The organism is Acinetobacter sichuanensis (assembly GCF_003024515.2).
Lineage (GTDB): Bacteria > Pseudomonadota > Gammaproteobacteria > Pseudomonadales > Moraxellaceae > Acinetobacter > Acinetobacter sichuanensis.
In genome coordinates this window covers 1-9,512 of record NZ_PYIX02000066.1, presented here as the reverse complement: position 1 = coordinate 9,512, position 9,512 = coordinate 1, and the positions used below count along the sequence as shown (strand labels likewise).

The following is a 9,512-nucleotide window of genomic DNA, read 5'->3' as shown; positions in this document are numbered from 1 at the left end:
CAGGCTACCGCTTTCATATCGATGCGCGATAAATTCAAACAGTACCTGGGTTTCTGCATCGGTTTTTTTCACATAACCAATGTCATTTATCTGACCACCCGATATTTCAAAATAAACGGGAAGCCCACCGCTATCTACAGCGAGATGAATTTTTGTAGAACTCCCACCCCGACTTTTTCCTATCGCTTCATCTGAACTGCTTGCGGCTCCGCTACTGTCTTGATGCGCTTTGACAATACTTCCATCAATAAACAACCATTCTGGATCATTATCGGACGATATGCTTTGAAACCATTTTTGTAACACACCTTTCTTTGACCAAAGGTTAAAGCGCTTAAATACAGAGTTCCAACGACCGAATCTTTCAGGCAAATCTCGCCACTGAATGCCTGTGCGCATACGATAAAGTATGCCTTCCAGTGTATTTCGGTGTTCATATTTATTGTAAACACGCCCTGTCTCTTTAAGTATTTGCTTTAGGGCTTCCTAGGCGTTATCTGTTAGCATTGTCCTTGGCATAGCAACGTCCGTTCTCGGTGGTATTTTTGATTTTTGGCGAAACCATTATACCTTGTTGCTATGCCGTTCATTTTTCACTCAAAGATCAACAGCCTCTAGTAAGGCACGTACTTGAAGCACTTAAAAGATAAAAATAAAGGCTCTCTAATGTGTTTAGGAGCCATCTAACTTATAGTTGTTTCGGGTGAGGCTTATTTGTTTTTGTGCTCCAGTGCTGTAAGTGATGTACCTACGATAAATATAGACACGACAAACAAGCCTAAATCTTTTAGCAAAAACTGGCCAGGAACCACAGAGATCGCAGGAAACCCAAGAGATGCCTCAAAAACACCGGGTGTAGTCAGCATGAACGACAATGTCGTAAAAAAGAGTCCGGTTGAAAGTACACCGCCCAAGATTGCGAGCTTAGGGGAGAAAACTCGTGCAGCGATTAACAGGCCAACTGAAATTTCAAGCACACCCAGAAAATTTGAGAATCCTTGAATGCTGAGGAAGCTATACATCCACGAAAGCAGAGGGCTATTACTAACAAAACCATGTATACCGTTTGCTTCGTAGCTAGTGAATTTCATGCCACCAAACCACAAATATATTATCGTCATGGCAACGTAGATGCCACCTATACCAAACTTAGTGATTTTTGCACCGAGATTATTACTAAGGGTATTGGTAGTCTGGACACCATTTTCAATTTCGGGAATAGTCATCTTATATCTCCAATTATTTTTAGCCATGTGGACTCACTCTATGTAGCCCACTAAAATGATATGACTCTTGAGAAAAACTATATGTTTACTCGAGTCGAACCTAACTTAGGTAATTGCTGTAGTTGAGCACCAATGGATTAGACATCAATGCCTAGTGGTTGAACGGCCGGGAAGTCGACCTCGGTCTGTGTCACTTCGTTAACGTAGTTAGTGAAAGTGTTCAGGGCAACAGCCAACAGAATATCCACTACATGTGCATCACTGTAGCCAGCGTTCAGCACCGCTTGGACCTGGTCATTGCTGACTTGCCCGCGCTGGCGGACTACGGCGGCAGCAAAACGCACGGCTGCGTCGGCCTTAGGGTCATTTGATGCACCGCTGCGGTTGGCAGTGAGTTCAGCATCATCAAGCTTGGCCACCTTACGGCCTAGGAAGGAATGGCCAGCAAGGCAATAATCGCAGCCGTTGATCTCAGCGACGGCTAGGGCAATACGCTCAAGAGTCGCTGTACCCAAGCCGCCCTGTGCTGATGCTGCGCTCAATTGCAGGTAGCCAGTCAGCGCAGCAGGGCTGTTGGCAACGACGCGGAACATGTTAGGAACGCGGCCCAGTTGTTTTTCCACAGCCTTGAGTGAGGTATGGGTAGCAGTAGGCGCGGCGTCGATTGTGGTAGGGGTGTTCAAACGTGACATAAATTTCTCCTAGTGATTTGAAAGACAGCACGCTGTATTGGCGTGGAATAAATTGTATTTAAGAAGGTTCTGCTTGATAATCCGTTGCTATCAGACAGCTCATCTTCACGTCTTGCGCAGTCGCCATTTCAGTGCCACTACACACCTTCGTTGACGTCACGCCGTCCTGATTTCTAAGGAGGTCTTCGAGACTCCAAAAACACCCTCCGGCAACGATCACATTATTTATTTTTCATAAAGCCTCCTTGGTTTTTATCTATTTACTAATGGAACTGAATTTACAGCATGTAAAATAGATATAACATGCTCAATAGTTCGTATAATGTGACTTATTAGACAGTTTACGTAGGGGCTATGTATGGATGCAGACTTTGGATATCAGATTAAAAGAGTTGTGAAATTAAGGGTTCACGAAAAACTGCAAATATAGGGCAAATCAGATTGTCTATACCCATAATTTAGAGCGCCCGAGCATCAGGAACTCACTGAAAGCAGACGTTTCTGAAAATAAACAAGGCACAGCGCTTGAAAATTTCGAGACATCAACGTTTTGCCAAAAGGCTAAAAATGCGTGCACTACTCATTTCGCATTTAAAGAGAGCATCGGTTATTAGGCAATAACGATGTGGCCAAAATTTGTCGACCACTACACTATCTCGTAAACGAGTTTGATAGACGTCAACTAGTACGTATTTTTAGTGTAAGGTCATATTAATGCACGATGCTAAACTCTGCTGTGAGCTAGGTAGGATGTATAAATACCATAAATATTTCAATGCTTTACTTTTTAAAGCTCAAGTGAGTTACTCAGTTCCGACTGTTGGTGGCAGATTTGGAATCTCGCGATTTGTCTTAAATGTCAGCCAAGCAAGTCTCTCGCTAATAAAGTGTTGACTATCCCTGACAAAGTAACAATTTCTTGCCATAATCAGACTTAAGCACTTTACTTAGAGTGTATGTGCGCCGCTTAATGCATCAATGCTGCTAATTCCCTGATTGACATCAATCACTTTGTTTCCTGTTTGATACTCTGAGATAAACAAGATCGAATGATGCAAAAGGGGACTATTTAAATACTGAGGGAACAAATGGCAGTAGATTTGAGCATAGAAACCGCTCTGCTCCTAGAGCGCTGGCAAGGCATTGTAAACTCGATGGCTCAAGTCGCGGAAGTGCCTTGTGTGCTGATTAATCGATTAGATAAAAACGAAATTTGTCAGGCTGTTGGCAGTGTGTCAGTACCAACTTTTTATTGCGGTGAACCTGTTCCATTGGCACTTAACACTTATTGTTCCCAAGTCATTTCCAGTAACCAGCCATTACTAGTTGAAAATGCAATCGGTACCCGATATGAAAACAATAACCCAACATTTGCAGCAGGCTTTAGTTATTACTATGGCCTGCCATTGCTTTGGCCTAGCGGAAAAACTTTCGGTACTTTGTGTATGTTGGACTTTTCAAGCCCAGATCGGGCATCACAACACTGTTCCTTACTCACACTTTTTAAGCAGGCCATTGAATACGATTTACAGATGCTTCAACAACAGCAAGATCTGCTAAAGCGTGAGCAACAAGCAGACAAAAAATTTATACAACTATTCAATGAGATGTCAAATAGGATAAGACCGGTAACTAATAATAAGTTGCTTCAATCTGAGTTGTTTGTACTTTTGACAAGCCAATACCAATACTGGCATCAGGAACTGGATAAGCAGCTTAATCAAACCGTCCTGACTGATGAAAACTCCATTCATATAGCGGCACTGGTTCGAATTTGGTCAAATTTGTTGGCGATTGCCCATGAAACAGAATGGTTGAGAGCTACGGCAGTTCTAGAACCTTATAGTTGTGATGCTGTTGCGTCACTGGTCAATGCAACTCCATTATTAGAACAAGCAGTGTATAAAACAGCGCTGACCCTTGGTGCTGATCTCGTTTTGAGGAGTCATTTGCCTAATCCACTGTTACTAAGTGGGAAACCAGAGTTATGGTCTCTGATAGGACTAGCTATCACGAGCTTTTTAGTTGTTGGCGCCAGCGGTACAAGTATAACTATTTTTGTCAGTAACCGATTAAAAGGTAAGTACAGAGTTTTGGAATGGTCCCTTCTTGTAAAAGGCCAGACGATGCCGCTGCGTTTTACCCGCGATAATCAAGCGCTTTATGGTTTTGCAACAGTATGTGCCGAGTTAGCGGGTGCTGTTCTTGAATCTGGTGAGTGGCAATTAACTGAGAGTCTTCAGCAACAGAGTCGTTATCTCAACTCAAATCGTGATCACGTTGACGACATTGAAAGCAGGAATGCTTCAAGAACTGCTAATGGCATAACCAGGCTTATCTGCTTATCGATACCGGTGATGGGAGACGATTTATAAACACTCAGCGATGATCAGCGAAGTTGTGTTTTAGTTTTCTTGTTGGCACTACATCCGGTATGGCGGCCTTTAATCTGAGAGTGACACTTGGGATAACTGAAAAACTGGCTGTGATTCTGCTGAACGGAGCTTGGTGCTAAGCATGTTGGCGTCATTCAAAGCAAGGTCAACACTGCTATTAACGTTTACGATTATCTGACGGACGTGCTGCTGCGCGTCAACCAACATCCAGTAAGCAAGGTACATGAACTAATGCCGAAGTTACGGAAAGCTCAGTTCGAAAGCGCATTACAGCGTTCAGCTCTATTTAGCAATCCCGATGCTTCGGTAAAATAAGCCACGGAAAATGCTCCGGAGGCCGCATGCACACTAAATAGATGACGTTAGACGAAGAGTTGGATTTAAACGAGCAAATTATAGAGCCTGCGACCGGAAAAGCCAAAAGTTTATAAATACAGCTAAAACTCAAATCAAGCAGGCGAATATTGTACAAAACAATACCATTGCTACAGAGATAACTTCAAGTCTGACAGATCTATGCTAGAGTTAAATCAACGATTTAATTCATTTTTCTATGCAGGATCTTTGAAAAATGCAGTAGAAAAACGGAGAAGTACATGACCTTTAGTTTAGCTCAAACAGCTAGTGCAGAAACCACACTAAAAGCACCTGCTGAAGCAGATCAGAACCTGCGGGATATCACTGAACTGGCGTGTTATATCTGTGATGCACCAGTGGCTATGGTGACGCGAACCGATGACACAAAGCTGAATCTAATTGCAAAAGTTGGTATTTCGCGTACCTCTGTATTAATTAAAGAGTCCTTTTGCGTGTATGCAATGGAAACACCTGATGCGGTAATGGTGGTCCCTGACGCTACTTTAGATCACAGATTCAGTACCAATGCTATGGTGATTTCAGGACCTGGCTACCGATTTTATGCTGGCTCGCCGCTGATTGATCCCGAAGGTGCAGTGATTGGTACTATTTGTGTCTATGATCATGTTCCTAAGCAGCTGAACCAGCGGCAGATAAGCTCTTTGCAGGCTCTGTCCAGACAAGTGATCGCCATACTGGAGCTGAAAAAAGTCGGCGAACAATTACATAATACCAGCATGACGGATGCGCTGACAGGGGTGAACAACAGAAGAGCTTTTGACCTCAAGTTTGAAGCTGAATTTGCTCGCTGGCAAAGAACAGGACAATCTTTTGTACTGGCATTGATTGATATTGATCACTTTAAGAGTTTTAACGACAGCTATGGTCATGCCGCAGGAGATGAGGCACTGAGTCAAGTCGCGGCTCTGTTTCAGCGCCATAGCAGGAACTATGACTTTTTCGCCCGTTATGGTGGTGAAGAGTTTGTGCTGATCCTGCCAGGCACAGACACAGCGTCCGCAAATAAAACACTGGAAAAGTTAAGGCTGGTAGTGGCTAACCATGAGTGGTTATTACGACAATTAACGGTCAGCATAGGTTTGGCCAGCGCTGATTTATTTGACGACAAAAAGCAGTTGCTCGAAGTCGCCGATCAGATGTTATACAAAGCTAAAACCCAAGGCCGCAATCAAACCAGTGTGTTCGCCACACTGTAAGAGATCTGTTCATGCTGCGCTGATCTCAAGACCTCATAAAAACTGAGGTCTTGCTTCGGTCGATAAGCTGGTCTGATATTGGCATTATTTATTCCTTTCAAATACATGGGTAATGCGACTTACACAGATTTTTTATGCTCTCTTGGACTCCATGTGAAGGAGATCGTCACATTCTTTACATATAGAAAATAGAGTTCTTTAGCCAGCTGCAATTTCAGATTAACCGATTCGGTAAGCTTTCTGCATTTCCGGAGACAACTTTTTTAGCCAGCTTGAGAGACTGAAGCCTTTTCTATCGGTACTATTTAATTTAGTAAAATACAGATGTTCATCCCAGCGAGGACCGAAATCTACTTCTGCAAGACTTACAAGCTGTTTGTTTCTGCGAAGACGATGCTTTTGATGGTAATCTTCGGCGGGCCAAAAATAACCATTTTGTTCTCCGGCCTCAATCACCTCGGGAGATTTCTCCTTTCCAATCGCTTGAATCAGTTCTTCAGCTACTTGTTTTTGCTCCAGATCAAAAACAAAAAGTATCTGGCGATACTGGCCCTGCTTTCTACCATGAACAGACCATGATTCAAAACTTCCAAGAAGTTCCCTGTAGCTGATTTGGTCTTTATCGTAGATCACTCTGACGACTTCGGCGTGTCCGTTGATGTTGCGGTAACTCGGATCCAGAGTTGATGCTCCAGCGTAGCCAACACGTGTTTGCACTACTCCCTGCGTCCCTCCAAAATTAGAATCCGGTCCCCAAAAGCAACCCATGCCGAAAACCGTTTGACTAAGCTTCCCGATTTTCAATGCTTCTTCGATTGCTTCAGGGGTTGCAAATTCATAGCTTTCAACACCGTCTTCTTTATTCATTTTTAGATCCGACATATTTTTCTCCTAACTTTCAAGAATTGTAGCCACTCCCATTCCTCCCGCCGTGCAAACGACGATAAGGCCACGTTTTCCAGGACCAGCTGAGTGCAGTATCTTTGCTAAAACTCCGACGATCTTAGCGCCAGTAGCCGCAAACGGATGCCCAAGGGCAATGCTACTTCCACGGACATTTAGCTTCGAGCGGTCAATTTTTCCGAGAGGCTCTGATCGTCCCAAACGTGTTTTGCAGTATTCAGCAGACTCCCACGCCTTCATCGTGCAGAGCACTTGTCCAGCGAACGCCTCGTGAATTTCGTAAAAATCAAAATCCTGAAGCTTTAAGCCGTTTCGCTTCAATAATTCACTGACCGCCACAGTTGGAGCCATGAGCAAACCTTCGCCAGCGACGTAATCCACGGCAGAAGTATGAGAATCCACAATCTTGGCCAACAGCGGCCAATTATTCTTTTTAGCCTCTTCTTCGGAAGCCAAAAGAACGGTGGATGAGCCATCTGTGAGCGAGCTTGAATTTCCCGCCGTCAAAGTCCCTTTTTCTGATTTATCAAAAACAGGTTTTAACTTCGACAATTTTTCCAAAGTTGTATCAGCACGCAAAATTCCATCGGTCTTATTTCCTTGGAATGGAAAGACGAGATCATCATAAAACCCATCTTTATATGCTTGAGCTGCATTTCTGTGACTTGCCAGCGCTAACTCATCTTGCTCTTGGCGAGAAATATTCCACTCTTTAACCATGAGTTCGCAATGCTCACCCATTGATTTTCCGGTGCGTGGCTCAACCACTGCGGGCAACACTGGCTTTAGATCGCTAGGTTTAATTCCTAAAATGATTTTTACTTTCTCACCAAGCGTTCTGGCAGAATTCAACGCAATCAATTTTCTTGCGAAAGTTCGACTAACCATAATGGGCAAATCGCTGTTGCTATCAACACCGCCCGCAATGCCACTTTCAATTTGGTGGCTAGAAATTTTGTGAGCAATCTGAATCGTATTTTCCAAGCTCGTTCCGCAAGCACGTTGCACGTTATATGCCGGAGTGTTTGGATGCAAACCGGAGGATTGAACGACTTCACGAGCCAAATTCCAGTTAGCCGAGCTGTGCATGACAGCTCCTAAGGCTACATCGCCCACAGTTTTTCCTTCCAAGTTATATCTATCAACTAAACTCTTTAGGCTCGCCGTCATTAGTTCTTCACTTGAGACGTCTCGATATGCGGTCATAGATTTCATAAATGGAATCCGAGCTCCACCTACGATATAAACGTTTCTCGTTTTCATAATTTCACCTCCGGCTTTGTGTGCCGTTCAAAAACTTCTCCGACCTTCACGCCGTACGATTCAAAAATGTAGTCTTTGCCAAGCATCTTGGCTTTTTTGTGTTCGGGATGCTTATCCCAAGCATCGAAAGCTTCTCTGGTAAGGAACTCGACAATTAGAACATCTTCACCGTTAGGAGAAGAAAACCGCTCATGGCTTCCGTAACCAGGAATGGCTTCGACAAGCGCGGACATCTCGGCGTATCTTCTTTCAAACTCCCCACCGTGCTCCTTGGCAACACGACTGCGGAAAACTGCTATAATCATTGATCTGACTCCTTACTAAGCTAATTACAATCCTCAAAAAAAAGATCTCGTTATTTTATCGAAGCTTCCAACCACTTGTCGAGATCCTTGAACTTGGGGTTTCTCAGCTTCTTTGTCCCAACCAGTATTGTCGGGAAATTTAACTTTCCAGTAGTATAAAGGGATCGCAGTTCATCAGCTGCCGCGTCGTCTTCGTGAACATCTAAAAAATCAAACTCGATTCCTTTTTCTTTCAAGTACGACTGGTAAATCTTGGTTTTGTGGCAGTCCTTATGACCGAACAGCTTAATCCCCACGACCCCCTCCATTTTCTAAAATTACTCTACAAACTTCAACGACTCCGAGTTGATGCAGAATCGAGCCCCAGAGGGCTCAGGACCATCTGGAAAAACGTGCCCTAAGTGGGCTTCGCACACATTGCATAGCACTTCGATTCTTCGTCCGTAAGTCGTGTCCAGTTCATATTGAATTACGTTGTCGGCGACGGGCTCAGAAAAACTCGGCCAACCTGTTCCCGAATCAAACTTAACGTTCGAATCAAACAGTTCAGTGTCGCAGCCCGCGCAGGCATACCGTCCTGCCTCATAAAATGAACAGAGTTCCCCAGTGTGAGGGCGCTCGGTGCCTTTCTTCCGCATGACATTAAATTGAGCGGGCGTCAGAATTTTTTTCCACTCTTCCTCGCTCTTTTCTACTTTTCTAGGAGGAGCGGGAGTGCCGTTATCGAGATAGTTGTTAATGCTTTCCCAGTTGAACATAAATTTGCTCCTTTATTTTTGGGTTTGTTCTTTAGCTATCAATCCACGCGAAGAAGTCAGTCGCGCTACCAATGAATTTTCCATCCACAAAAACTTGCGGAACAGTTTGAAGGTTGGTTTTTTTCTTCAACTCATCATAAGTCTTGGGATCGTCATCCACGCGAATTTGTTTAAAATCAACTTTTTCAGAAGTTAAGTACTCCTTCACGCGTTTACTAAACGGACAATGGTCTTTTGTGTAGATGACAACGTTCTTAAGTTCTTTCATTTTTTCCTCTTTCGTCTCTGTACACGACAAAAATAGATAACTCATTGAAATAATGTCACAATAATTGTTTTCTAACGACGAATACTATGACACATCTCAATGAGTTATATCTTATCTTAAACAAATA

At 43.6% G+C, this 9,512-nt stretch carries 12 protein-coding genes; 2 read left to right on the top strand and 10 right to left on the bottom strand.

Annotation, left to right across the window (positions count from 1 at the left end):
- The 4 genes from C9E89_RS20640 to C9E89_RS23930 all read right to left on the bottom strand — a co-directional run.
- Positions 1–471, bottom strand: a 471-nt coding sequence (locus tag C9E89_RS20640) for an IS5 family transposase (protein ID WP_213069656.1), incomplete at its 3' end; no start/stop codon positions are given.
- Positions 472–710: 239 nt separating this feature from the next.
- Positions 711–1,226: a YkgB family protein gene (locus tag C9E89_RS20635; protein WP_004911234.1), complete on the bottom strand. Its 516-nt coding sequence runs from the start codon at positions 1,224–1,226 to the stop codon at positions 711–713.
- Positions 1,227–1,363: 137 nt separating this feature from the next.
- Positions 1,364–1,918, bottom strand: coding sequence for a carboxymuconolactone decarboxylase family protein (locus C9E89_RS20630; RefSeq protein ID WP_011711655.1), 555 nt, complete (start codon positions 1,916–1,918; stop codon positions 1,364–1,366).
- 58 nt (positions 1,919–1,976) lie between these two features.
- Positions 1,977–2,138, bottom strand: a complete 162-nt coding sequence (locus tag C9E89_RS23930; protein WP_223290059.1) for a peptide-methionine (S)-S-oxide reductase — start codon at positions 2,136–2,138, stop codon at positions 1,977–1,979.
- Positions 2,139–3,006: 868 nt separating this feature from the next.
- On the opposite strand from C9E89_RS23930, the gene C9E89_RS20620 reads away from it, so the two are divergent.
- On the top strand, positions 3,007–4,293 hold the full coding sequence (locus tag C9E89_RS20620; RefSeq protein WP_000257537.1) for a GAF domain-containing protein: 1,287 nt from the start codon (positions 3,007–3,009) through the stop codon (positions 4,291–4,293).
- A gap of 617 nt (positions 4,294–4,910) precedes the next feature.
- Positions 4,911–5,888, top strand: a complete 978-nt coding sequence (locus tag C9E89_RS20615) for a sensor domain-containing diguanylate cyclase (RefSeq protein ID WP_002119794.1) — start codon at positions 4,911–4,913, stop codon at positions 5,886–5,888.
- A gap of 219 nt (positions 5,889–6,107) precedes the next feature.
- On the opposite strand, the gene C9E89_RS20610 is transcribed toward C9E89_RS20615, so the two are convergent.
- Genes C9E89_RS20610 through C9E89_RS20585 form a run of 6 tightly spaced genes read right to left on the bottom strand, consistent with a single transcriptional unit; the run spans position 6,108 to position 9,385 of the window.
- The gene (locus C9E89_RS20610; RefSeq protein ID WP_001281573.1) at positions 6,108–6,770 is read right to left on the bottom strand and encodes a peptide-methionine (S)-S-oxide reductase MsrA; all 663 of its coding nucleotides are present in this window, start codon (positions 6,768–6,770) and stop codon (positions 6,108–6,110) included.
- Positions 6,771–6,779: 9 nt separating this feature from the next.
- Entirely contained in the window at positions 6,780–8,054 is a 1,275-nt protein-coding gene (locus C9E89_RS20605) for an acetyl-CoA C-acetyltransferase (protein WP_000857678.1), read from the bottom strand.
- Positions 8,051–8,359: an antibiotic biosynthesis monooxygenase family protein gene (locus C9E89_RS20600; RefSeq protein ID WP_058952588.1), complete on the bottom strand. Its 309-nt coding sequence runs from the start codon at positions 8,357–8,359 to the stop codon at positions 8,051–8,053. Before C9E89_RS20600 ends, C9E89_RS20605 begins: the two co-directional genes overlap by 4 nt.
- A 50-nt stretch (positions 8,360–8,409) precedes the next feature.
- Positions 8,410–8,655, bottom strand: coding sequence for a glutaredoxin family protein (locus tag C9E89_RS20595; protein WP_079381165.1), 246 nt, complete (start codon positions 8,653–8,655; stop codon positions 8,410–8,412).
- A 21-nt stretch (positions 8,656–8,676) separates the two neighbouring features.
- Complete coding sequence (gene msrB / locus C9E89_RS20590) at positions 8,677–9,117, bottom strand: peptide-methionine (R)-S-oxide reductase MsrB (RefSeq protein ID WP_000483554.1); 441 nt, start codon at positions 9,115–9,117, stop codon at positions 8,677–8,679.
- Positions 9,118–9,148: 31 nt separating this feature from the next.
- Positions 9,149–9,385 (bottom strand): glutaredoxin, encoded by a 237-nt coding sequence (locus C9E89_RS20585; protein ID WP_009499586.1) that lies wholly within the window; start codon positions 9,383–9,385, stop codon positions 9,149–9,151.
- Between the last annotated feature and the right edge of the window lie 127 nt (positions 9,386–9,512).

Bases quoted from the DNA above. Each gene is read 5' to 3' on its own strand.
- C9E89_RS20635 (WP_004911234.1), bottom strand. From the start codon at position 1,226: ATGACTATTCCCGAAATTGAAAATGGTGTCCAGACTACCAATACCCTT.
- C9E89_RS20605 (WP_000857678.1), bottom strand. From the start codon at position 8,054: ATGAAAACGAGAAACGTTTATATCGTAGGTGGAGCTCGGATTCCATTT.
- C9E89_RS20600 (WP_058952588.1), bottom strand. From the start codon at position 8,359: ATGATTATAGCAGTTTTCCGCAGTCGTGTTGCCAAGGAGCACGGTGGG.
- C9E89_RS20620 (WP_000257537.1), top strand. From the start codon at position 3,007: ATGGCAGTAGATTTGAGCATAGAAACCGCTCTGCTCCTAGAGCGCTGG.
- C9E89_RS20615 (WP_002119794.1), top strand. From the start codon at position 4,911: ATGACCTTTAGTTTAGCTCAAACAGCTAGTGCAGAAACCACACTAAAA.
- msrB (WP_000483554.1), bottom strand. From the start codon at position 9,117: ATGTTCAACTGGGAAAGCATTAACAACTATCTCGATAACGGCACTCCC.
- C9E89_RS20610 (WP_001281573.1), bottom strand. From the start codon at position 6,770: ATGTCGGATCTAAAAATGAATAAAGAAGACGGTGTTGAAAGCTATGAA.
- C9E89_RS20630 (WP_011711655.1), bottom strand. From the start codon at position 1,918: ATGTCACGTTTGAACACCCCTACCACAATCGACGCCGCGCCTACTGCT.
- C9E89_RS20585 (WP_009499586.1), bottom strand. From the start codon at position 9,385: ATGAAAGAACTTAAGAACGTTGTCATCTACACAAAAGACCATTGTCCG.